Origin of the sequence: Cupriavidus numazuensis (genome assembly GCF_905397435.1) — a bacterium.
GTDB classification, from domain to species: Bacteria; Pseudomonadota; Gammaproteobacteria; order Burkholderiales; family Burkholderiaceae; genus Cupriavidus; species Cupriavidus numazuensis.
Genome location: NZ_CAJPVI010000024.1, coordinates 32951 through 57089, shown reverse-complemented (window position 1 = coordinate 57089; position 24139 = coordinate 32951). Strand labels below are relative to the sequence as shown.

General features: G+C 65.6%; 21 protein-coding genes. 19 read left to right on the top strand and 2 right to left on the bottom strand.

Annotated elements, in window-relative coordinates:
- Nucleotides 1-200: 200 nt before the first annotated feature.
- Nucleotides 201-848 (bottom strand): c-type cytochrome, encoded by a 648-nt coding sequence (locus tag KHO41_RS19550; protein WP_376989757.1) that lies wholly within the window; start codon nucleotides 846-848, stop codon nucleotides 201-203.
- Nucleotides 849-854: 6 nt separating this feature from the next.
- Nucleotides 855-2408, bottom strand: coding sequence for a flavin monoamine oxidase family protein (locus KHO41_RS19545; RefSeq protein WP_211954940.1), 1554 nt, complete (start codon nucleotides 2406-2408; stop codon nucleotides 855-857).
- A gap of 222 nt (nucleotides 2409-2630) precedes the next feature.
- Between KHO41_RS19545 and KHO41_RS19540 the strand changes: the two genes are divergently transcribed.
- The 19 genes from KHO41_RS19540 (at nucleotide 2631) to KHO41_RS19450 (ending at nucleotide 24054) form a co-directional block, all read left to right on the top strand.
- A complete protein-coding gene (locus KHO41_RS19540) occupies nucleotides 2631-3464 on the top strand; it encodes a phytanoyl-CoA dioxygenase family protein (RefSeq protein ID WP_211954939.1) in 834 nt (277 codons plus the stop codon).
- Between the two features lie 16 nt (nucleotides 3465-3480).
- On the top strand, nucleotides 3481-3897 hold the full coding sequence (locus KHO41_RS19535; protein ID WP_211954938.1) for a RidA family protein: 417 nt from the start codon (nucleotides 3481-3483) through the stop codon (nucleotides 3895-3897).
- A gap of 136 nt (nucleotides 3898-4033) precedes the next feature.
- Nucleotides 4034-5392 (top strand): DUF1329 domain-containing protein, encoded by a 1359-nt coding sequence (locus KHO41_RS19530; protein ID WP_211954937.1) that lies wholly within the window; start codon nucleotides 4034-4036, stop codon nucleotides 5390-5392.
- A gap of 24 nt (nucleotides 5393-5416) precedes the next feature.
- Nucleotides 5417-7360, top strand: a complete 1944-nt coding sequence (locus KHO41_RS19525; protein ID WP_211954936.1) for a DUF1302 domain-containing protein — start codon at nucleotides 5417-5419, stop codon at nucleotides 7358-7360.
- Nucleotides 7361-7366: 6 nt separating this feature from the next.
- Nucleotides 7367-9745, top strand: a complete 2379-nt coding sequence (locus KHO41_RS19520; RefSeq protein ID WP_211954935.1) for an efflux RND transporter permease subunit — start codon at nucleotides 7367-7369, stop codon at nucleotides 9743-9745.
- Nucleotides 9746-9754: 9 nt separating this feature from the next.
- Nucleotides 9755-10750 carry a WD40/YVTN/BNR-like repeat-containing protein gene (locus KHO41_RS19515; RefSeq protein ID WP_244873904.1) on the top strand — a complete coding sequence of 332 codons (996 nt, stop codon included), beginning with the start codon at nucleotides 9755-9757 and terminating at the stop codon, nucleotides 10748-10750.
- 77 nt (nucleotides 10751-10827) lie between these two features.
- Entirely contained in the window at nucleotides 10828-11958 is a 1131-nt protein-coding gene (locus tag KHO41_RS19510) for a saccharopine dehydrogenase family protein (protein WP_211954934.1), read from the top strand.
- Nucleotides 11959-12054: 96 nt separating this feature from the next.
- Nucleotides 12055-12330 carry a hypothetical protein gene (locus KHO41_RS19505; RefSeq protein WP_211954933.1) on the top strand — a complete coding sequence of 92 codons (276 nt, stop codon included), beginning with the start codon at nucleotides 12055-12057 and terminating at the stop codon, nucleotides 12328-12330.
- A 1-nt stretch (nucleotide 12331) separates the two neighbouring features.
- Nucleotides 12332-13888 carry an AMP-binding protein gene (locus tag KHO41_RS19500; protein WP_211954932.1) on the top strand — a complete coding sequence of 519 codons (1557 nt, stop codon included), beginning with the start codon at nucleotides 12332-12334 and terminating at the stop codon, nucleotides 13886-13888.
- Nucleotides 13889-13913: 25 nt separating this feature from the next.
- A complete protein-coding gene (locus KHO41_RS19495) occupies nucleotides 13914-15155 on the top strand; it encodes a thiolase family protein (protein WP_211954931.1) in 1242 nt (413 codons plus the stop codon).
- Nucleotides 15156-15165: 10 nt separating this feature from the next.
- Nucleotides 15166-16515 carry an NAD(P)/FAD-dependent oxidoreductase gene (locus tag KHO41_RS19490; protein WP_211954930.1) on the top strand — a complete coding sequence of 450 codons (1350 nt, stop codon included), beginning with the start codon at nucleotides 15166-15168 and terminating at the stop codon, nucleotides 16513-16515.
- 175 nt (nucleotides 16516-16690) lie between these two features.
- On the top strand, nucleotides 16691-17377 hold the full coding sequence (locus tag KHO41_RS19485; RefSeq protein ID WP_211954929.1) for a TetR/AcrR family transcriptional regulator: 687 nt from the start codon (nucleotides 16691-16693) through the stop codon (nucleotides 17375-17377).
- Nucleotides 17378-17544: 167 nt separating this feature from the next.
- Nucleotides 17545-18834: an acyl-CoA dehydrogenase family protein gene (locus tag KHO41_RS19480; protein WP_211954928.1), complete on the top strand. Its 1290-nt coding sequence runs from the start codon at nucleotides 17545-17547 to the stop codon at nucleotides 18832-18834.
- A gap of 25 nt (nucleotides 18835-18859) precedes the next feature.
- Entirely contained in the window at nucleotides 18860-19228 is a 369-nt protein-coding gene (locus KHO41_RS19475) for a hypothetical protein (protein ID WP_211954927.1), read from the top strand.
- 38 nt (nucleotides 19229-19266) lie between these two features.
- Nucleotides 19267-20757 carry a flavin monoamine oxidase family protein gene (locus KHO41_RS19470; RefSeq protein WP_211954926.1) on the top strand — a complete coding sequence of 497 codons (1491 nt, stop codon included), beginning with the start codon at nucleotides 19267-19269 and terminating at the stop codon, nucleotides 20755-20757.
- A 9-nt stretch (nucleotides 20758-20766) separates the two neighbouring features.
- On the top strand, nucleotides 20767-21426 hold the full coding sequence (locus KHO41_RS19465) for a c-type cytochrome (RefSeq protein WP_211954925.1): 660 nt from the start codon (nucleotides 20767-20769) through the stop codon (nucleotides 21424-21426).
- Nucleotides 21427-21463: 37 nt separating this feature from the next.
- Nucleotides 21464-22132: a hypothetical protein gene (locus KHO41_RS19460; RefSeq protein ID WP_211954924.1), complete on the top strand. Its 669-nt coding sequence runs from the start codon at nucleotides 21464-21466 to the stop codon at nucleotides 22130-22132.
- A gap of 13 nt (nucleotides 22133-22145) precedes the next feature.
- Entirely contained in the window at nucleotides 22146-23222 is a 1077-nt protein-coding gene (locus KHO41_RS19455) for a phosphotransferase (protein ID WP_211954923.1), read from the top strand.
- Between the two features lie 34 nt (nucleotides 23223-23256).
- Nucleotides 23257-24054, top strand: coding sequence for an SDR family NAD(P)-dependent oxidoreductase (locus tag KHO41_RS19450; protein WP_244873903.1), 798 nt, complete (start codon nucleotides 23257-23259; stop codon nucleotides 24052-24054).
- The last annotated feature ends 85 nt before the right edge of the window (nucleotides 24055-24139 follow it).

Genomic DNA, 24139 nt, shown 5'->3' with positions numbered 1-24139 from the left:
CGGTCTGGTGGTGTCCCTGGGAGAGCGCTGATGCCAGACCCGCCGGAGCCGGTGTAAATGAGGAATCAACCACCAGAATACGCGCAGCTACCGCCGGTGCAAGCCGGGGCGCGCAAAGTGGCTGCCGGCCCGTTCGCATGTCGATAGTGCGGCACCTCGTTGCCGACCCCTGACGTCGGCCTGCCGGACTTGCCCCGACCCTATCGGGCTGACATCCTCGCCAGGAAGCGGGCCACTGCCGGGATGTCTTCGTTCGACAAGGTGGCGGCAATGGCGTCCATCCCGCCGGTCGCGTCATGGCGCTTGCCGTTCCTGAACGCGGCAAGCTGGTGCGCGAGATAGTGCTCTCCCTGGCCGGCGAGGCGCGGTGCCAGATCCTTGCCCGTCAACGCTTCCCCATGGCACGCCTGGCAACTGCGCGCCTGGACCACGGCCTTGCCGCGTGCTTCGAGCGCCCCGTCGGCCATGACATCCGGATTGCCGGCAGGCGCCTGGCCTGCGTAGTAGGCTGCCAGTGACCGGATCTGCGCATCCGTCAGGTTCCTGGCGAGCGGCCCCATGGTCGGGTTGTCGCGCTGCCCGGTGGCGAATGCGCGCAACTGCGCCTCGAGATACGCTGCCGGCTGGCCGGCCAGGGCGGGGTACTCCGCATTGCGGGACTGCCCGTGCGGGCCGTGGCAGGCGAAGCATGACTCCGGAAACTGCGGCCAGGCGCCGCCATGCGTCTGGCTTGCCAACGCCTGGATGTCCAGTGCCGTGCCGAACCGGTGGTAGTCCACGAGATCGGGAACGACGAATGCGGCCGCTCCCGCCACTACCGCAGCCGTCGCGAACATAGCGCGCTTCAACTTCATTTATGCCTCCGTGACCGGCGAGTGCAGCGCGCCGAGTGCCTGCAAGGCGGCACGGTGCCCCGAGCGCACGGCGCCGTCCATGGCGCCGGCCCAGATGTCGGCCGTCTCGGTCCCCGACCAGATCATCCGGCCCAGCGGCGGATGCAGGTGCTGGCCCAGCTTCGTCCAGAAACCGGCCGGCATCGGGTTGATGCAGCTCATCGACCACGGGTCGACCTTGCCCCAGTCAAGGTCGTGGTATTGCGTCGGTTTCAGCGCCTGGTCTCCGAATGCCTTGGCATAGATGGCCGACACGATGGGCTCGGCGGCTTTCGGGTCGGCCGGCAGGTATCCGGGTTTGACGAAGGCGCTGATCACGCCGACCGAGCCGTCCGGCGGCGAGTTGTCGACCGACCAGATCAGCGGGCCATCGAGAGGCACGACCTGTCCGCTGAAGCCCTTCTCCCGCCAGAACGGGCGCGCGTAGACATGTGCGGTTTTGCGCATGGGCGCATGCGCCGGCCAGGCCCGGTGCAACTGCGCCCGGCCGGCGGGCAGCGGCGGATCGAACACGACCTGCTGGCACAGCGCCGGGTTCAGCGCGGCGATCACATGACGGGCGCGCACCACGCCCTGGTCGGTGTGCAGCTCGACAATGTCACGATCCCAGCCGACGATCCTGCGCACCGGGCTGGACAGCCTGACCTTGTCGCCGAGCTCGTGCGCCATGCGGGTGCTGAGGATCTGCGAGCCGCCAACGAAGCGGGTTTCCTGCGCGCCATCCTTGATCTTCTCAAGCCTGTCGTAGCTGCTGTCCGCGCTGTTGATGACCGACAGGTAATGCAGCAGCCCGATCTGCGCGGGCGGCGCGCCGAGCGACAGCGTCGCCGCCATGCTGAACGAGAACTTCTCCTCGTTGCTCAGGCCCTGCCGCGCGAGCCAGTCGCCCAGCGACAGCTTGTCGAGTTCGGCCGCTTTCGCCGCTTTCCACGGCGCGCCGCTGGGTACGCCGCGCGCCATCTCGCTGAGTTTGGCGGCAACCAGGCCCTGGGCGCCCACGCCGCCCTCCAGATCCTGGGTCACGCGGATGTCGCCAGCCAGGAACACGGTCTTGCCAGCGTAGTAGGTGCCGAACGTCTCCACGCCCAGTTCGCGCGCCAGGTCCGCAATCGCCGTCTGGCCGGGGCCGATCCACTGGCCGCCGGCTTCGGAGACCACCTTGTTGCCGAGATCATGGTTGTAGGTGCGCCCGCCGACGCGGTTGCGCGCCTCCAGCACGACAAACGACTGGCATCCGGCGCGTTTCAGGTCGCGTGCCGCAGTCAATCCCGCAAGGCCGGCACCGATGATCGCGACATCCAGCACATCGCGATCCGCGCCCGCCGGGCCAGCTGGTCGCTGTGCGGCGGCTGCACTGCGCGGCGTCGCCGCTACGGCCAGCGACGCCGCGCCAGCCGCTGCCGCAATGCCGAGGATCTGGCGTCGGGTGATTGCCACCGCGCCGGACTCCGGCAACGGCTTCCGGGGGCTGCCGGCTTCGATCGCGTCCGGCGGACGCTTTATGCGCTTGAACATGGGTCGAGTCACAGGTGGTAGGATTTTCGACCTAATATAGGACAAAGATACAAACAAGTCAAAACGGCTTTGATGTCTTGTTTTGTTCACTCATGAATGAATGGAACTTCCTGTTATGACAGGGAATACCCTGCCTTTTTCTTTTCTTTCATTTTTGTCATGATGTTCTAACATTGGTAACGTGACCTACAAACTAGCGGCAAGGAAAACCAGGAAATCATCATGGACGAATCCACGCGCAAGGCTTTCATGGAGGACGGTGCGGTCCTGATCGAAGGCTGTCTCAACGAAGCGCAGCTGGCCCTGTGCCGGCAGGCCTTTGACTGGGGTGTCGAAAACCCAGGACCCGCTTCCTGCGACCTGTTCGCCGGTACCGAGCAGCGGACGCTGAACGACAACGCCAATCCTTACGCGAAGTCGCGGCTGGACGAACTGGCGGCCGCGCTGCCGTTTGGCCGCCTGTTCGCGGACCTGTGGGGCTCGGAACACGTCTGGTATTTCGCCGAGGAACTGTTCCTCAAGAGCGGCGGCAAGAGCGGCCGCTCGCCCTGGCACCAGGACACCTCATACCTGCCATGGTCGGGCATGCACTTCGGCAACGCGTGGATCAGCTTCGAGTCCGTGCCAAAGCGCAATGCGCTGGAGATCGTGCGCGGCTCGCATCGCGGCACGCGCCATGACGGCACCACGTTTCAGAACGCCGCCGATCCGACCGACCCGCTGCACGGCGGCGGTACCTGGCCGCGCCTGCCGGACATCGAAGCCGAGCGCCGCGCGAGCCCCGGCACCTACGACATCGTTTCCTGGGCGACGAAGCCCGGCGATGTACTGCTGCTGCACCCCGGCGTGCTGCATGGCGGGGGCGCGGTCGATGCCGACTTCCCCGACCGCCACACGCTTGTGTTGCGCTTCTTCGGCGACGACGCGACGTTCAGCCCATTGCCCGACCACAGCATCTCGGGCTTCACGCCAGCCGGCGTCCTGTTCGTCGACGAACTCGCCGCGCTACGGCACGGCGATCCCTTCCGTGCACCCTGTTTCCGCCAGCTTGTCTGAGAAAGGACATCACTTCATGCCGAACCCCACTGCCCAACGACAGTCGATCGTTCCCCCCGGGACCGAGGCGCTCTACAGCGTCTTCCATTTTTCGCCCGCCACCCGTGTCGGCGACACCATCTGGGTGTCCGGCCAGGTCGGCATCGACGCCAGGATGATGCCGGCCGACGGCATGGCGGCACAGGCACGCATCGCCTTCGAGTCGCTGAAGGCGGTGCTCGCTGCCGCCGGCGCCAGCCTCGCCGATGTCGTCGAACTGACCACCTATCACACCAGCTTGCGCGATGAGCTGGCCGCCTTCACGCAGGTCAAGGACGAATACCTGCCGGAGCGCTATCCCTCGTGGACCGCGGTCGGCGTGACGGAACTCGCGCTGCCGGGCCTGTGCATCGAGATCCAGGCCGTGGCAGTGGCGGGCAGCGGCGAGGGCTGACAGGTGCATGGCACGCTCCACGCCCTATTTTTTGTCCTTATGTTTGTCTTATTGATCTAATTTAGGTTGGTTGTTCTACCTAAATGACCGGGCCGGCGCCACACCATGACATTGCCGGTCCCGAGAGGAGACACAGGTGAAATACACGACATTGTTCATCAGCGCGACGATTGCGCTCGGCGGGGCGGCCTATGCCGCCGACCAGGATGCGGCCCGGCTCGGCAAGGACCTCACGCCCGTGGGCGCCGAGCGCGCCGGCAACAAGGACGGCACGATTCCCGAATGGACCGGCGGAGACATGAAGGCGCCGGCCGGCTGGAAGCCCGGCACGCCGCGCCCCGATCCCTACGCGAGCGAAAAGCGCCAGTTCACGATCGACGCCTCCAACGTCGACAAGTACAAGGACAAGCTCGCGCCCGGACAGCTCGAGATGGTGAAGACGATCCCGGGCTACCGCATGGACGTCTACACCACGCACCGCTCGTGCGGCTTCCCCGAGTCCTTCTACGAGCGCACGAAGAAGAACGCGACGGCAGCGAAGCTCGGCGCCAACGGCCAGGACCTCACCGAGGCGCTGGGCGCCGCCGTGCCATTCCCGATCCCGCAGAGCGGCACTGAAGTGATGTGGAACCACAAGCTGCACTGGAAGGGCGAGGGCTTCCATATCACCTACGCCGGCTATATCCCGCCCAAGGGCAGCGAAGGCATCGGCGAGCCGCTGAGCCAGGAGGAATGGCAGACATCGCCGATGTGGTCGCCGTCGAACAAGGGCGTGGCCGATGCGCGCGGCATTGAAAGCCTGTACCTCAACGTGTTCACCGGTCCGCCCTCGATCGCCGGCGACGCCACGCTCACGCAGTACAACTTCGAGAAGGCCAACGACATCTGGCTGTATTTCGCGAGCCAGCGCCGCGTGCGCCGCGCGCCGACGTACCAGTACGACGCGCCGCAGCTCAACACCGAGAACCTGCTGATCGTCGACCAGTACATGCAGTTCAACGGCCCGCTCGACCGCTACGACTGGAAGGTGACGGGCAAGAAGGAAATGTACGTCCCCTACAACACGTACCGGGTCAACTCGCCCGCGAACAAGGTCGAGGACGTGGTCAAGCCGAAATACCTGAGCCGCGACCTGAGCCGCTACGAGCTGCACCGTGTGTGGGTGGTGGAGGCGAAGCTGAAGGAAGGCATGCGCCACACGTTCCCGAAGCGCTTGTTCTACATCGACGAGGACACCTGGACCATCCTGGTCGAGGACATGTACGACGCGCAGGGCAAGGTCTGGCGCACCACCGAGATGGGCCCCTACATGGCCTGGGAAGTTCCGGCATGCGTCTGGGCGGCGAACACCAGCTATGACCACCAGACCCAGCGCGCCGTACTCGACCGCGTCGTGGCCGGCTACAAGGAACCCGACTGGCTCGCCACCCGCGAGGGCCGGCTGAAGGAGAAGACCTTCGAGCCCGACGGCCTGCGCCGCTTCACCACTCGATAAGAAGAAGACCACGGGGAGACAGTCATGAAATTGCGTGATGTTGCAGGCGCGGCGGCGCAAGCTGCCGCGGGAATGCGAATGGACCGGAGGCTGGCCCGCACGGTGGTCGTGGGCCTGCTGGCGGCGGCGGACTGCGGTTCGGCCCATGCCGTGCAGTGGGCGCTCGACAACGACTGGACGGTCAATCTCGACTCCACGGTGTCGTTCGGCGTGGCGGTGCGCACGTCATCGCCCAACTGCAAGTTCGTCGGCAACGACAACGGCGGCTGTGTCGGCGACGCAGCAACGCCGTTGCAGAAAAGCAATCCGGCTGTCTTCTCTTCGAGCCTGGACGTGCTGCGCCTGAACCAGGACGACGGCAACCTGAACTACAAGCGCTGGCAGCCCGTATCGGCCAATGCGCAGTGGACCGGCGATCTCTACGTCAAGGCCACCGACGGCTGGAGCGGGCTCGTGCGCGGCGTCGTCAACTACGATTTCGCGACGGCCCATACCAAGCGCACCGATCTGGATCCGGATGCGAAGGACTTCGCCACCAGCAACCCGCGCCTGCTCGACGCGTACATCAACAAGGAATTCGACGTCGGCGACCAGCAGGCGCGCGTACGCATCGGCAACCAGGTGCTGAGCTGGGGCGAGGACCTCTACATCCCGGGCGGGGTCAACTCGATCAACGCGATCTACCTGCCGTCCGCGCACCAGCCCGGCACGCCGCTGAAGAACCTGTTCATTCCGGCGCCCATGATCTCGGCCAGCACGTCGCTGGGCCCGGACCTCGGCATCGAAGGCTTCTACCAGTGGAAGTGGAACAGCTTTGACTTCGACGCGCCCGGTACCTTTTTCTCGACCAGCGACTTCCTCGGCAAGGGCGGACGCGCGCTGTACGTCCCGACCTCGGCGCTCAACACGGTGCTCACAGCGTCCGGCATGTCGGCGCTTCCCAACGGCACGATCGGCGATACGGGCACGCGCATCGTCGGCATCAATCCCGCGACCGGGCTGCCCTACAACCGCCGGCTGAGCATGGGAGAACTGGCCAACCCGGCCACCAACCCGGCGGGACCGCTGCTCGGCACCGGCACGGTCATTCCGCGTGGCGCGAACAACGACCCCAACGGCGGGCAAGGCGGCCTGGCGCTGCGCTACAAGTTCCCGGACTCGGGCAACGAGCTGGGCTTCTACTACTACCACTACAGCGAGAAGGTGCCGTTCGTGACTTACCACGTGGTCAATACGACGGCCAACCCGTTCGGCTGGCAGGCCAATCTCGACTACGGCAAGAACCGCGACCTGTTCGGCCTTTCGTACAACTTCCAGCTTGGCGAATGGGCGATCGGCACCGAACTGTCATATCGCCCGCGCGACAGCGTCGCGATCGACCCGACCACGGTCATCGACCCGAACAATCGCTACTACTGCAATGCGCTCGCCGACTTCTCCGCTGCACCGGTCGGGACCACGTGCCGCGGCGCGATCGACACGCAGCACTACCAGCTTCACCTGACCGGCATCCACATCATGTCGCCGTCCGGATCGATGGGCTGGCTGCTGCGCGCGCTCGGGGCGACCGAAGGCACGATCACTGCCGAGACCGCGCTGGCGTACTACCCGAAGCTGAAGCTCAACGGGACCATCCCGTATGCCGTGACGGCCGACTACACGCTGCCGACCAAGCTCTCGGCCGGGATGGTGCTCGCGGCTTCGGTGACCTACCCGAACATCTTCGGCACGCGCGCTTCGCTGTCGCCGGATATCGCGATCTCGCAAGGCATCGGGGGCTACTCGGCGACGGCGCTGCCGGGATTCATCCAGGGCGCGGGTGCCGCGGTGATCGGCGCGACGATCGATTTCAAGACGAAGCCGGGGACAAAGATGCGCCTCGACTACACCCACAACTGGGGCGGGAGTGCCAGCAACCTGATGCGCGACCGCAATTTCATGTCTCTGAGCCTGACCTCTTCGTTCTGATTTCCGATGCTATCCCGTCTTATCACCCGTCTGGAAGCCGCCTTGTTCGGGCATCGCCTTCCGTTCCTGCTCGTGCTGGCCGCGTTCACGGTCGGCATGGGCATGCTCGGCGCGAAGCTCAAATTCGAAGCTGGCTTCGAAAAGCAACTGCCGCAAGGTCACGAGTACATCAAGACCTTCGAGCAGTACCGCGACCAGCTCTTCGGCGCCAACCGTCTGACCATTGCCGTCCATGCCCGCCAGGGCGATATCTGGAACGCCGGCGCGCTGACGCAGGTCCTGAAGGTGACGGACGCCGTCACCTACCTGCCTGGCGTGAACCGCACCAGCGTGACGTCGCTGTGGACGCCCAACGTGTTCTTCACCGAGATCACGGAAGACGGCTTCCGCGCCGAGCGCGTTGCCGGCGGCGACATCGTCCCGGAGAAGCTCACGCCCGATGTGATCGGCAAGGTCCGCGAGCGCGCTGTCGCCGGCGGCCACATCGGCACGCTGGTCGCGCGCGACCAGTCGAGCGCGCTGATCACCGCCGAGCTGACCGATGTCGATGCCCGCACCGGCAAGAAGCTCGACTACGTGGCGTTCAACCGCCTGCTCGAGGAGAAGATCCGGCGCCCGTTCGAGAACGACAAGGTCGAGATCCAGATCATCGGCTTTGCCAAGCAGACCGGCGATATCGCCGACCGCGCGGCGGACGTGGCGCGCTTTTTCGGCATCGCCTTCCTGCTCACGGGGCTCGCGGTGTACTGGTACTGCCGCTCGATCCGCCTGACGCTGCTGCCGCTCGCGTGTTCGCTGGTGTCGCTGGTCTGGCAGTTCGGCACGCTGCGCCTGCTCGGCTACGGGCTTGACCCGCTCGCGATCCTGGTGCCGTTCCTGGTGTTCGCGATCGGCGTCTCGCACGGTATCCAGCAGATCAACTTCATCGTGCGTGAAGTGGCGCATGGCACCGACTCGGCCATGGCCGCGCGGCGCAGCTTTACCGGCTTGCTGATTCCCGGATCGCTGGCGCTGGTCACCGCGCTGGCGAGCTTCATCACGCTGATCCTGATCCCGATCCCGATGATCCGCGAGCTGGCAATTACCGCTGCCATCGGCGTGGGCTACAAGATCATCACCAACCTGATGATGTTGCCGGTGGCCGCGTCGTACTTCCGCTTCACGCCGGAGTTCGCCAACCGGGCACTGGCGCGGCGCGAGCGCCATAGCGGGTGGCTGGGCGCGGTGGCCCGCATCGCGCAGCCGCGCAATGCACTGATCGTGACGCTTGCCGGTGCCGTGATCTTCGGCCTGGCGTTCTGGCAGAGCCAGGGCCGCCACATCGGCAGCCTGCAGGCGGGCGCGCCAGAACTGCGCGCGGACTCGCGCTACAACCTTGACGTGGCCGCGATCGTCAATCGCTTCGACGTGGGTCTGGACTGGCTGACCGTCGTGTTCGAGGCGACCCCCGAGCGCAAGGGCGAAGTCTGCTCCCGCGCCGACGAGCTGCTGTTCATCGACGACTTTGCCTGGCGCATGGGCAGCGTGCCCGGCGTGGTGTCGACCGATTCGCTGGCCGCGCAGCTCAAGCTCTACAACGTCGGCATGAACGAGGGCAGCCCGAAGATGGCTACCGTAACGCGCGACCCGCGCGGCCTCGGCTCGCAGTTCCAGGGCGTGAACAACCGCATCGCCGGACTGTCGTCGATCGACTGCCGCGTGCAGGGCGTCAACCTGTACTTGCCGGACCACCGCGCCACGACGATCAAGAGCGTGGTGTCCGCGGTGAAGGATTTCCGCGACGCCAACCGTCTCGACGGCGTACACGTGCGCCTGGCCAGCGGCAACGCGGGCGTGCAGGCCGCCACCAACGAGGTGCTGGAGGCGAGCGAGCTGCCGATGATGCTCTACGTCTACGCCGCCATCCTGATCCTCGTCTTCCTGGTCTACCGCGACTGGCGCGCGATGATCGCCTGCTGCCTGCCGCTGACCGTCGCGACGTGGATCGGCTACTGGTTCATGAAGAAGCTGGAGATCGGGCTGACCGTCGCCACGCTGCCGGTCATGGTGCTCGCGGTCGGCGTCGGCGTGGACTACGCCTTCTACATCTACAACCGCCTGCAGGTGCAGCTTGCGCACGGTCTCGCGTTCACGCGCGCTCTCGAACTCGCCATGAAGGAGACCGGCCTCGCCACCGTGTTCACCGCCATCACGCTGTCGGTCGGCGTGGCCACGTGGACATTCTCGAGCCTCAAGTTCCAGGCCGACATGGGCGCGCTGCTGACTTTCATGTTCATCGTGAACATGGTGATGGCCATCACGCTGCTCCCGGCATTCGCGGCCATGCTCGAGAAATTCTTCCCGCGGCGCGGACCGGCGTACATGCCGGAAATTCTGAAGCACTAGGACGCAACGATGATCCACCTGTCGATAACCCTCTTCCGATACCTGCTTCTTGCTGCGGTCGTGGCATGCGTGTCATGGCCGGCAGGAGCCGCCGAGACTACGGCCCAGACCCGCTGGCCGACGATGGAGCCGGCCCGTCCGGTTTCGAATGCGGTCACCGCGCCGCTGCTGGCAACCGCGCGTGCGGGCAACCATGTGGTCGCCGTGGGCGACCACGGCGTGATCCTGCTGTCCGATGACGGCGTCAGGTTCTGGCAGGCGAAGGCCGTCCCGGTCCGTGCACTGCTGACCTCGGTCCAGTTCGTCGATGCCCGCCACGGCTACGCGGCCGGTCACGATGGCGTGGTGCTGGCGACGCAGGACGGCGGCGAAAGCTGGACCTTGCTGCGTGCCACGCCCGGCGTCGAACAGCCGATCCTGGCGTTGCACTTCGACAGTCTCGAACACGGCATTGCCGTGGGCCTGTACGGCTGGGCGATCGAGACACACGACGCGGGCCGCACCTGGACCGACCTGACGATCGAATCGGGCGACAACGCCGACCGGCATCTGCTGCACATGTTCGCGACTTCCCGCGGCTCGCTGTTCGCGATTGGAGAGGGCGGCGTCATCTACCGCTCCGCCGACCGCGGCAAGTCATGGGAGGGGACGACCACCGGAGGCAAGGGCTCGCTCTGGCACGGCCTTGCGCTCTCGGACGGCACGCTCCTGGTCTGCGGCATGCGCGGCCACCTGTATCGCAGCAGCGATGACGGCAAGACATGGCAAGCCGTCGACGCAAAAACCACGCAGTCGCTGACCGGCATCGCGGAACTCGCAGATGGCAGCGTGACCGTCGTCGGCATGGGCGGCACGGTGCTCGAGAGCAAGGACCACGGCAAGACGTTCACGCGGACAGTGCGCCCCGAGCAGGAGGCGTTGACAGCGGTGCTCGCCAACGGCGCGCGCCCGCTGCTGGTGTCGATGACAGGTCCGTTGCCGGCAACCGGGCCGGCAAAGCAATAGGCCTTCGTGCAAGCGGCGCACTGCATTCCATTCATTCATCTCATTCCTGCCAACCCAAGACTCTCAAGGAGACAAACATGGCAAAGCACCCCGTCGTCGTCTATGGCGCAAGCGGCTACACCGGCATGCTGATCATGGACTGGCTGATCGACCAGAACATTCCCTTTACCGCCGTCGCACGTGATGCCGCCCGCACGAAGGAATTCATGGCGCAGCGCGTCGTCCGGCTCGAATCGGCCGAGTACGAAATCATCGAAGCCGAGCACGATGTCGACTCGCTCATCAAGGCTTTCCGCGGTGCCAAGGTGGTGTGCAGCACCGTGGGGCCGTTCTTCCGGTTCGGCATGGTGACGGTCGAGGCGGCGCTCAAGGCCGGATGCCACTACCTCGATCCGGCTGGCGAGCAACACTACATCCGCCAGGTGCGCGACGAGTTCGGCGAGCAGTATCGCCAGGCTGGCCTGCTGGTTTCCCCGTCGAACGCGTACATGTACACGTACTCGGAGATCGCGGCCGAACTGGCGCTGGAGACGCCGGGCGTCGACGCGCTGGAAACCGCCGCGCTGTGCCGCGGGCCGCGCGGCGGCGCGGGGATCAGCGTCGGCTCGACCGCGACCATCTTCGAAGGCTACCGGCAGGAAGCCTGCTACCTGTGGGAAAAGAAGCTGGAGCGCCATGCGCCGGATGCGTCGTTCAATATCGCCGATCCGGCGTTCATGCAGCCGGTGTTCTGCCTGCCGTGGGGCGGCACCTCGCTGCCGATCTTCTTCCAGAATGATCCGCGCGTGCGTAGCTGCACCTCGGTCGTGGGCTTCTACGACAACAACGCGATGCGCATGGTGCATGCGATCGGCCAGAAGTGGGAGGCCGAGTACAAGCACCTGCCGCCCGAGCAGCAGGACGCGGTGCTCAAGCAGCTGGTCGATTCGACCACGCCGGCCATGCCGCCGCGCGAGCGCACCCCGCTGCAGCGCACGGTCGACTTCGCCATCGGCCGCGGCCAGCTCGCGTCGGTGCGCGCCACCGTACACGGCATCACGCCGTACATCGCGACGGGTGCCATCCATGCTGCGGGGGTGATCAAGCTGCTCGATGGCGACACGGCACGCGTCGGTTTTGCGTCGGGCTCGAAGGCCTTCGGCCACCGGTACCTGCTCGGCTTCCTGGAACAGCGCGGCCTGGCCCGCGCGACGGTGACCAACCTGTAATCGTCTGGCCCGCCAGTCCCGCTTCAGAGCCGGGACTGGCTCCACGCAAAGACATTGCGGGAACGCATTGATAGTCAGTTGAAGAAGGAGTTCGCCATGCGACTCAAGCACATTGGCATTGCCGCCGGAATTGCCGCGGCGTTCCTCGCACCGGGCGGCGCCTACGCGCAGCCAGGCCGGATCGCGGTGTCCTGTCAGGCAGCGATGGATGCACGCGGTGATGTGCGAGCCGAAGCCGCCGGGACTCGCGCCGGCTGCCGTGCCAGCTTCGACCCGTTCACGGACGGCATGCGTGCCGGCCATTTCGACCCATTCACGGAAGGCCTGCATGGCGGCCTGTCCGGGACAGCACAGATCCAGAGGAACGCCTGACATGGCAATCATTGATTTTTTCGACCGAGGCCTGCGCATGAATCCGCACGGCATCGCCTATATCCAGGACGAGCGCAGCTTTACGTTCCGCGAGATTGGCGAACTGTCCTGCCGCATCGCCAACGGACTGCTCGCCGAAGGGCTCGTCAGGGAAACGAAGGGCGCCGTCTGGGCGGACAACGACGTCACGGCATGGGGATGTGCGCTGGGGCTATGGCGCGCGGGAATGGCCTACATCCCGGTCAACGGACGCAACGCGCCCGACGAGAACCAGTTCATCCTCGACGCCTTTGACTGCGAGGTGCTGTTCTTCCAGCAGGCGTTCGCGCCGGTCATCGACGCGCTGCGCAGCGCGCTGCCGAAGGTCAGGCTCTGGGTGTGCATCGACGCCGACCTGCCGTGGGCACCGTCGCTCGCGACATGGAGCGCGGGCCAGCCGTCGAGCGCCCCGGCGATCCACTACGACATGGACGATGTCGTGACCCTGTCCGCCACGGGCGGCACCACGGGCCGGCCCAAGGGCGTGATGAACACGCACCGCGCCTACCAGACCTACTTCGCGCAGTTCATGAACGCGTTCCCGTATCAGGGTGAGGAGCGCCCCGTGAACCTTGCCGCGGCGCCGATGACGCATACGGCCGGAATGCTGTCGCTGCCTTGCACCGCGCGGGGCGGCACCGTGGTCGTCCTGCCCAAGCCCGATCCCGCGGCTGTGCTGGGCGCCATCGCGCGGCACCGGGTGACGGAGTTCTTCCTGCCGCCCACCGTGATCTATCGGCTGCTCGATATTCCCGGCATCTCGAAGCAGGATTTCTCGTCGCTCAAGTGTTTCCTGTATGGCGCCGCGCCGATGTCGATCGAGAAGCTCAAGCGCGCAATCGAGGTGTTCGGCCCGGTCATGGCCGGTGGCTACGGCCAGACCGAAGCACCGGCGTCGATCTCCTACCTGACGCCAGCCGAGCACTTCGTCGGTGGCCGGCTGGCATCGGACGAGCGGCTGTCGTCGGTTGGCCGGCCCAATCCGCTGATTCGCGTCGAGATCCTGGACGACCGTGGCGAAGTGCTGCCGCAAGGCGAGAGCGGCGAGATCTGCGTACGCGGCGACCTTGTCATGAAGGGCTACTACAAAGCGCCCGAGAAGACCGCCGAAACCATCATCGACGGCTGGCTGCATACCGGCGACATCGGCCATCTCGACGCAGAGGGCTACCTGCATATCACCGACCGCAAGAAGGACATGATTATCAGCGGCGGCTTCAACGTCTACCCGAGCGAAATCGAGCAGGTCATCTGGGCCCACCCGGCGGTGCAGGACTGCGCGGTGATCGGCGTGCCCGACGACACGTGGGGCGAGGCCGTGAAGGCGGTTGTGGAGCTCAATGCGGGCCACAGCGTCAGCGCGGAAGAACTGGTCGGCCTGTGCAAGCAGAAGCTCGGCTCGGTGAAAGCGCCCAAGAGCGTGGATTTTGTCGCCGCGCTGCCGCGCAGCCCGGTCGGCAAGGTGCTGAAGAAAGACCTGCGCGAGCAGTACTGGCAGGGCCTGGAACGCAGGATCTGAGACGGGATTCGGGGAACGACAAGCTATGAGCAACATCTACATCGCCGGTATCGCCATGACCGTATTCGGCCGGCATTTCGAACGCAGCATCGAGGACCTGGCTGGCGAGGCGCTGCGCGGCGCGCTCGCGGACGCCGGCTGCGCGCCCGGGGACATCGGCGCGGCGTTCTATGCCGGCATTACCAACGGGGCGCTGCAGGGGCAGTTGTCGGTCCCCGGACAGGTCGTCTTCAGCAAGATCGGGATCGAAGGCATTCCGGTGTTCAACATCGAGAATGCATGTGCCTCGGGCAGCAGCGCCGTGAATCTGGCGGTGCAGCAGCTCAGGGCCGGCGCATGCGACGTGGCGCTGGCCATCGGCGCCGAAAAGATGAACGTCGTGGACAAGGCGAAGTCGTTTGCGTTGTTCGAAGCGGGCTGGGACGTATCGCGCATCGAGGAAAACTTCGCGACGCTGGCCAGGCTCGGGGAGGGTGTCGAGCCACCGCCCGGATCGGAGTCCGACAAGCCCTACAGCCGCTTCATGAAGATCTACGCGGCGATGTGCCGGTATCACATGAAGACGTATGGCACGACACAGCGCCAGATCGCGGCCGTGTCGGCGAAGAACCACGGGCATTCGGTGCACAACCCGCATTCGCAGTTCCGCCGGCCGTTCACGATCGACGAAGTACTGGCCGCGCCGCCGATCACCTATCCGATCACGCTGCCGATGTGCGCGCCAGTTTCAGATGGCGCGGCTGCGGCCATTCTGTGCACCGAAGCCGGCCTGCGGCGTATCGGCGCGGATCGCAGCCGCTGCATCCGGGTGGCGGCGAGCGTCATCCGCAGCTTCACGCACCGGCCCGTCGATGCGCCAGAACGGGGCATCGGCCACCTGGCCGCCCGTCAGGCGTATGAGCAGGCAGGTCTGGGACCGCAGGACATGCACGTCGCGGAAGTCCACGACGCCTCGGCCATGGGCGAAATCATCCAGGCCGAGAATCTAGGGCTCGTACCGTTCGGCGAAGGTGGTCCGGCGGCGGAGCGCGGCGATTTCACGCTGGGCGGCCGCATTCCCATCAACACCTCGGGCGGGCTCGAATCCAAGGGCCATCCGCTGGGAGCGACAGGCATCGGTCAGCTCTGTGAACTGGTGACACAGTTGCGCGGTGAGGCCGGCGCGCGGCAGGTGCAGGGCGCGCGCCGCGCGATCCAGGAGAACGGCGGCGGATTGCAGGGCGTCGAAGAGGCGGCGCTCGCCATCCATATCCTGAGCAAGGACTGAGGAGACAGACATGGCAGGATTCGACGGGCAGAGCAGGCATGCATATCGCCCGCTCGGCGGATGGGTGGAGGCGCCGCAGGATCCGCAACCGGAACTGGAAGGCCAGGCCAGCGCGGACGTGGTGATCGTCGGCGCCGGCTTTGCAGGGCTTTCGACTGCGCTGGAGTTGACCGCCCGCGGCGCGAAGGTGATCGTCCTGGAACGCGAGTTCGCCGGCTTCGGCGCAAGCGGTCGCAACGCCGGCTATCTCGCGGGCGGGCAGGGGCTCGAGTACGACCTGTTCCTGAAACGCGTCGGGCATGAGCAGGCGAAGCAGATCGTCAGCTTCTACGATGAAGGCGTCGACTACGTGGAGCGCAAGCTTGCCGAGTACGGCATCGACTGCGACTACAACGCCTCCGGCATCATCCGCGCGGGCGTTCATCCGTCGCAGGAGAAGAAGCTGCGCGAGAGCATGCGGATGGGCGTGGAACTCGGCTCGCCGGGCGAGTTCCTGGACGATGCCGCCATGCGGGCACGCGGCATTCCGCCGGCGTTTCTGTTCGGTTGTTACGTGCCGAGCGGCGGTACGCTCGATCCGGGCAAGTATGTGATGGGGCTGCGGCGGGCGGCGCTGCGTGCTGGGGTGAGGATTTACGAGAACACGGCGGTGGTTTCGTGGACCGAAGGCGACACTGTCACAGTGCACACCACGCGGGGCAGCGTGCGGGCGCCATTCCTGGTGCTCGCCACCAATGCCTATACGCCGCAGCTTGGTTTGCTGCGCGACAAGGTGATACCGCTGCGCGTTTCCGCAATCGAGACCGAGCCGCTGTCGGCGGCGCAACTGGCGTCGCTCGGCTGGCCACGGCGCGAGGGCATCGTGACCGCGCACTGGACCATGGAGAGCCATCGCCTGACAGCCCGCAACACGCTCGTGCTGACGACGAAGCGGCTGCACTACGTCTATGGCCGGCAGACACCGAATGTGCCGGACGAGGCCAGCTACCGTGAACTGGCGACTGGCCTGCATGAGCGCTTCCCGATGCTCGGAGACATTGCCATCCGCGCATGCTGGAGCGGCTATATCAGCTTCGCCTACGATGCATTGCCCGTGGTCGGCGAAGCGGGCGCGCAGCGGAACATCCTCTACACGGCCGGGTGTTCGGGTCATGGCGTCGGCACCCAGTCGCTGATGGGGCTGCTGCTGGCAGAACGCATCCGCGGCAGCGGGCACCCGCTGCTGTCGGCGTTGCACCACAAGACGCCGTCGACGCTGCCGGAACCGTTGCAGTGGTGCGCGGTCAATTCCGCGCTGGGCGTGGCCAACATGCTGGACGACCGGGTGAACCGCAGGGCGCGGCACGCCGTGATCCGATAGGCGGCGAACCGCGCCGTCACTATCACTTCAGAAGGAGAAAACCACCGCAGAAGAGGCTCAGGCGCCATGCGCCCCGACGGGCGTCAGCTATAATGACGCCCGCCCAGCGACCCGCTGGCGCGATCCGTTCCAACCTTTCCCAGTGCCGAAACGGCCCTGATTCAAGGCAGAAGCGATGACAGTGCCTACGGAGCAGCGCACCCCGAGAAAGCGGCGCACAACGAGCGCGGCGTCCACCGGAGCAGACCCCGACAGCCTGCGGGCCCAGGGCCTGCGCACGCGCAATGCCATCGTCCGCGTGGCAAGAAAACTGCTGCTCGAAGGCGGCAGCCTGGAATTCTCGCTGCGCGCCGTGGCGACCGGCGCGGGTATCAGCATCAGCAACCTCCAGTATTACTTCCCGACCCGGCAGGCCGTGCTGCGGGCCATCATGGCGCCGATCATCGACGCCTACCTGGAGGACCTGAGGCGCGCGCTGGACAGCAAGCTGAAGCCGCGCGAAGCGCTCGACGCGCTGCTGGACAAGGCGCTCGTCGACGCAAGGAACGCCAAGGACTCGGCGCTGTGGTGGCACTTCGTGTCGCTGGCTTCGACCGATCCCGAGTGCGCGCGCATGTTCGACGATTGGTACGAGACGCTCACGCGCGGCATTGCGGAGCTGGCGCGCGCCGTGAATCCGGAACTGAAGACCGCGGAGAGCCTGCATATCGCGTCGTTGCTGATTGCGATGGCAGATGGCCTTGCGATGCAACTCGGCTCGGGGCGGCGCAAGCGCGACAACCCGCGCGGCCTCGACAGCGCGTTCCGGGCTGCGGTCAATCATCTCGTGCTTGGGGAGCAGGCGACCCAGGAAGCCGGCTAGACGCCACAACGTCGTTGCTTTCGCGAAGAAGACAGGGAATACCCTGTCTTTTTTTTATGCTTTTATGTTTGGCAACATGACCTATGTTTTGTATAGTGTTCTACAAATGAGGCGGCCGGTCCAAGTAGTCATCCGGGGCGCTTGTATTCACGAGAAGGGAGACAGAGATGATTCGTCTGAACAAGACCGCGGCCTTGCCCGCGGTTGGCATGACCGGCTTCGAGACCCCGCTGGGCGAAGAGGAAAACGCGATCCTGCAGACCGTGCACCGGTTTGCGCGCGAGGTGCTGCGGCCGGTGGGCCGCGAGCTTGACCGCATGACGCCGGAGCAGGTCATTGCCCCGGGTTCTCCGTACTGGGCCGCGGTGTTCGAAAGCGCGAAGCTCGGGCTCGATCCGCAGCTGATCGCCCAGTTCCCGCCGGAGGTCGCCGTGCGCATCGAATCGCTGATCGGCGAGGAGCTCGGTTGGGGGGATTCAGGCCTGGCCGTTTCGCTCGGCGCCGCGACCATGCCGCTGACGATGGCGCAATCGCTCGGCAACCAGGAACTGATCGACATGTGCACGGGCAAAGTCGGCTGCTGGATGAACACGCAGCCCGACCGCGGTTCCGACGCCGCGATTCTGTACCGCGAGGAACTCAGCGATGGCGGCAGGCAGCCCATTGGCAACGTCACCGCGAAGGTGGGCGCCGACGAGATCGTCATCAACGGCCAGAGCTCGGCATGGGTGTCGAACGGTTCGGTCGCGCAGGTCGCGCTGGCCTATATGGCGGCGGACTATGGCGACGGCTTCTATGGCAGCGGCGAGCATGGCGCCTTCACCAACGGCATCGGCCTGATCCTGCCGCTCAACCTGCCGGGGATCTCGCGCGGCAAGCCGCTGGACAAGATCGGCCAGCGCTCGCTGCCACAGGGCGAAATCTATTTCGACAACGTCAGGGTGCCGAAGCGCTTCGCCATCGCGCTGAAGGACGAGTATCTCGGCAATCTGGCATCGACCTGGTCGTTTGCGGGTACCCACATGTGCCAGGTCTTCGTCGGCGTCGCGCGCGCGGCCTTCGAGCTGGCGCTGGCCTATTGCCACGAGCGCAAGCAGGGCGGGGCGCTGCTGATCGAACACCAGATGACGCAGTTGCGCGTGGGCGAGATGCTGCGCCGTCTCGAGATGGCGCGTGCCATCGCGCGCCGCAGCCTGGCGTTCGCGCGCCTGTCGCCGCAGAGCCACCCTTACGCAACGGCGCAGGCCAAGGTCAGCGTGACCGAAGAGGCGATGAAGATCGCGCACGAGGCATTCCAGCTGTTCGGCGCCAACGGCACCACGCGCGAGTTCCCGATCGAGAAGCTGTTCCGCGATGTGCGCTCCGCGCTGATCGAGGATGGCGAGAACTACATCCTCACGTCGCGCCTGGGCGTGCTCGCCAGCCGGCTCTACCAGGACGGATGGGGGCGCGAATAACGCGCGCGGGCAGCCGGTAGCAGCCATGACCTCGAGTACCAGCACAACTACGGCTTCTGGCGGACTGCAGCATACGTCCGGCGAGCTGCTCCATCTGATCCGGGCTGCCGTGGCGCGTATCCGGGAGGATGCGACGGATCGCGCCGCGATCGAGCGGCGCGTGTCCAGCCTGCTGCGGCACGCGCTTGTGACGCGTTCGCCGTTCCATATCGCGCTGGTCCTCGGGAGCGCGGCCGAGCTGATGCTGTTCCCGGAACAGGACGTGCTGGAGCAATGCACGGCCGCCGTGCAGCAGGGCAACCAGCAGGCGCTGCGCGCGCTGGTCTGGGCCGTACGGCACAGAAGCATGCGCGGGGGCGCCGGCGCGCGCCGGTTTGCGGTCGATCCGCAATGAGACAACAAGTAGCAAGAGACAGTGAAGGGCAATGGACAATGGGCAAGAACTCGTCCGCTGACAAATCCATCGGCAAATCCACCGACGGATCCATCAACACGCAGCGAAGGCAACTGCTGAAGATCGCCGCGACCTCGACGGCCGTGGGAACCATCGGGCTTGGCCCCGGCATGGCCAAGGCCGCCGGGCCGGAAGATGTCCTTGATGTCGTCATCGTGGGCGCAGGCCTGGCGGGCCTGACCGCGGCGCGGGACCTGCGCCACGCCGGCTGCGAATCCTTCGTCGTGTTGGAAGCGCGCAACCGCGTAGGGGGACGGACCCTCAACTACGACGTCGGCGTGGGGCAGGTGTCCGAGGTCGGCGGCCAGTGGATCGGCCCCGGCCAGACCGCAGTGGCGGATCTGGCGCGCGAACTCGAGGTCGGCACGTTCCCGAGCTACTACAAGGGAAACACCGTCATCCTCGGCGGTGACGGCCGCGTGGAGATGGACCTCAAGGGCACGTTCGGCAGCGACGAGGCGATCGGTGGCAAGCTCAGCGGCCTGTCGCGCGACGTGCCTTCCGGCGCGCCATGGAAGTCGCCGAAGGTCGCCGAACTGGACAAGCTGTCGGTCGGCGACTGGCTCGCCAGGCAGAACATCAAGCCCGACGAGCGCACCGGCTGGAATGCGAGCATCGCGCTCTCCGGCGGCGTGATGCCGGCCAAGATGGGCATGCTTCATTTCCTGTCGATGATCAACTCGGCCGCCTGCGACTACATGCAGCTCGACAGCATCAAGCACAGCGCGCAGGAAACGCGATTCGTGGGCGGCTCGCAAGTGCTGAGCACCAGGATGGCGCAGGCACTGGGCAAGCGGGTGCGTCTGTCGAGTCCGGTCCGAAAGATTTCGAACTGGGATCGCGACGTCGTCACGCTGCACACGGACCGGGGCGAGGTGCGCGCGCGCCAGGTCATCATGGCCCTGAGTCCGCCGTTGTGCCAGCAGATCCGCTTCGATCCGCCATTGCCGCCGCAGCGCGCCGCGCTGCAACGCGCCTGGCCCGCCCACTCGCCGGCGCGCAAGACGGCCATGGTCTATTCGCGTCCGTTCTGGCGCGACAAAGGATTGAACGGGCACATCTTCCAGGTCAACGGGCCCATCCTGTGGGCCTTCGACAACTCCCCGCCTGGGGGCGAGATCGGTGTCATCAACGCCTTTATCTCGAACGCGTCGATGCCATCGGATCACCAGGTCGCGCAGCGGTTCCTGTCGGAGATCTATGCACAGGCCTTCGGCCGCGAGGCGCTGTCCCCCGTGTCGTTCCACGATCACGACTGGGGTCGCGCCGACCCGTGGACCATCACGTGCGTGTCCGCTATTCCCCCGGGCTTCTGGAGCACGCATGGCGCAGCGCTGCGCCCGCCCTGCGGGCAGCTTATCTGGTCCGGCACCGAAACCGCGGAGATCTGGGCCGGCTATATGGACGGCGCCGTGCGATCGGGCCACCAGGCTGCGCTCCAGGCGCTCAACGCCCTGCGCCGCGCTTAGGAGACAGGAATGAAGAAACGCATATGGCTGGGCATCCCCGGCGTGATCGTCGCGGGGCTGCTCGCTTACTTTGGTGCCGACCTCGTCGGCCTGTATCGGCTCGACCGCTATATCTCGGCGTCGGCGGCGGTCTACGAGGCCAATAGCGGACCCTGGCCACACGTGTCCGACGTGTGCATCGGCTGCCATGGTGCCAAGGGCAATTCGCTGCATCAGGGCTATCCGAGCCTGGCCGGGCAGCCGGCGCCGTACGTGGCGGCCCAGCTCCACAAGTTCGCCAGCGGCGAGCGGCCCAATCCGACCATGGGCCCGCTGGCCATGACCATGAGCGAGACCGAGATCAACCATCTGGCCGACCACTTCGCCAGGCAGCCGGCCGCCGATAACCGGTACTTCGCCCCGGATGCCGCGCTGCTGGCGAAGGGCAAGGACCTGGTGGCATCCGGCAACTGCGTTGCGTGCCACGGCGGCAAGCTGATGGGGCATGACCAGTTTCCGCGTCTTGCCGGCCAGGGCTATGACTACCTGCTGGCGCAGTTCGACGCGTTTGCCGACGGCGCGCGCAGCGACCCGACCGGCATGATGCAGCGCATTGCCACGGCCGCGTCAGCGCAGGACCGCAAGGCGATGGCGACCTACCTCGCCAGCCTTGCGCCGCAGAAGAAGTGATGAATTTCCCGTTGGCAAACGCATACCCGGAGTCGTGATGGAACCCAGCTTTTACATTCTCTGCCTTTCAATCGCCACACTGGTGGCGACTTCCCTGATCTTTGGCCTGAAGTTTCTTGGCAAGCGCAACTATCTTCTCGGGTTCGAGTGGCTGGTCGTGACGTTCTCGGCGTCGAACTTCCTGCTCTATTTCCTTGGCGGTGTGCAGTTCTCCTATCGCATCTCGTACTTCCTGGATGCGTTCTCGCGGGGTTTCGGCATCCCGGTGATCGCCACCGCCGGGCTGTTGGCGGTCACGCATCGTTACAAGCCGTCGATCCTGGTGGATATCCTGTTCTTTGCTGCCGCAGTCGCGGGAACGGCCGTCCTGGTGTCGGCCGACTTCGTAGTGGAGCCCAAGCCTTACTTCTACGTAGCCATGTGGTCCGCGTTCTCGGTGTATCTGGCCTACTTTGCCTGGAGATTGCTGAGGGCCGGGGAGGGCTTGCATGCGTTTGGCGTACTCGCGGTGCTGCTGACGTGCCAGGCCATCGCCAGCATCTACGACTTCTACAAAATTCCCGGCGACGACGAGCACGCCATTTTCTATGTGCTCGCCTGCCTCACGTGGTCGTTCATGTGCGTCGTGATGTATTACGCCTATGGTGCGCTGGAGCGCGCGGAAAAGAGCGAGGCATCGCTGGCCGCGATGCTGGCGGCCCGATGAGCAAGGCGACCGTATGAGCAAGGACTTTTCCGCGTTCGCCGGCACCCGCCCGGTATCGGAAGCCATCGGGTTTGATCCCGCCGCACTTGAGGCCTGGATGGTGCGGCACGTGGAGGGCTTCTCCGGTCCGCTAAGCATCGAACAGTTCAACGGCGGCCAGTCGAATCCCACCTTCAAGCTGCTCACGCCGCACCAGGCCTACGTCATGCGTGCCAAGCCCGGTCCGCGCGCAAGGCTGCTGCCGTCGGCGCATGCGATCGAGCGCGAGTTCCGCGTGATGAACGCACTCGCCGGCACCGACGTGCCGGTGGCGAGGACGTATGCCCTGTGCGAGGACGAAACCGTGATCGGCCGGGCCTTCTACATCATGGAACATGTCGAAGGGCGCGTGCTGTGGGACCCGTCGCTGCCCGGCATGAACCGGGACGAGCGTGCGGCCATCTACGACGAGATGAACCGCGTCATCGCTGCATTGCACAGCGTCGACTACAACGCCGCGGGCCTTGGCGACTATGGCAGGCAAGGCAACTATTTCGCGCGCCAGATCGAGCGGTGGAGCCGGCAGTACAAGTCGTCCCAGACCGAATCCATTCCGGCGATGGATGCGCTCATGACTTGCCTGCCCCAGCACATACCGCACGAGGCGGAAGAGCAGGTCTGCATCGTTCACGGTGATTACCGGCTCGACAACCTCATCTTCCATCCCACCGAGCCGCGTGTCCTCGCGCTGCTTGACTGGGAGCTTTCGACGCTGGGGCATCCCATGGCGGACTTCAGCTATCACTGCATGAGCTGGCATATCGAGCCGGGTCCGCTCCGGGGCATGGCGGGCGCTAACGCAGCGCGCCCTGGTATTCCGGACGAAGCGGCCTATCGCCGCACCTATGAGCAACGTACCGGACGCGAGATTGCCGGAGACTGGCACTTCTACCTGGCCTTCAGCATGTTCCGCACCGCAGGCATCCTGCAGGGAATCATGAAGCGAGTCGCGGATGGCACGGCGTCGTCCGCGCAGGCGCTCGAAGCCGGGAAACTGGCCAGGCCGATGGCGGTGATGGCGTGGAAGTCCCTGCAAAAGCATTCGCGATGAGCAGCCAGCGCGATTCTTCCAACCTCACAGCATCATGACGATTTCAACTCCGACTCCAACTCCAACTCCAACTCCCATCGCTCAGCACGGCTTTGCCAATTCCCTGGACTTCACCGGCAAGACGGTGCTGGTCGTGGGCGGTTCCAGCGGCATCGGCAACGGCATTGCCCAGGCGTTCCGGCAACTCGGCGCAGAGGTCCATGTGTGGGGCACGCGTGCGCGCGCGTCCGACTACAGCGCCGATGAAGGCTCGGATCTCACCGGCTTGCACTATGCGCAGGTGGATGTCTCCGACCAGGCCGCCATCCACGCCGTGCGGCCCGCTTTCGAGCGCCTGGATGTGCTGGTGCTGTCGCAGGGCACCATCCTGTACAAGCGGGCCGAATTCGAGATGGAAGCCTTCGACCGGGTCCTGCGCCTCAACCTGTCCAGCGTGATGGCGTGCGCGGTCAAGTTCCGGCCGATGCTCCGTGACAGCCACGGTTCGCTGATTACGCTGAGCTCGATCGCGGGCTTCCGGTCCGTGCGCGGAAACCCGGCTTACGCCGCATCCAAGTCGGGCGTGGTGGGCCTGACCCGCACGCTCGGCGAGGCATGGGCGGCAGAAGGGATTCGCGTCAACGGCATTGCCCCGGGCCTGGTGGATACCAAGCTCACCAAGGTGACCACGGGTTCTCCGGCACGGCTGGACGCAACGCTTTCGCGCGTACCGCTCGGCCGCATGGGTTTGCCGCACGAGATAGCAGGGGTAGCGGTCTTTCTGGCGTCTCCTTTGGCGTCTTACATGGTCGGCGAGACCCTGCTTGTGGATGGCGGGCTGACACTGGCCTGACCGTGGCGGCACCAGAAACGTCAAGACATGAAGCATGTCGAAGTCAGCGCATTGAGTGACCTTCGATACAAGGGAATCTGTTGAT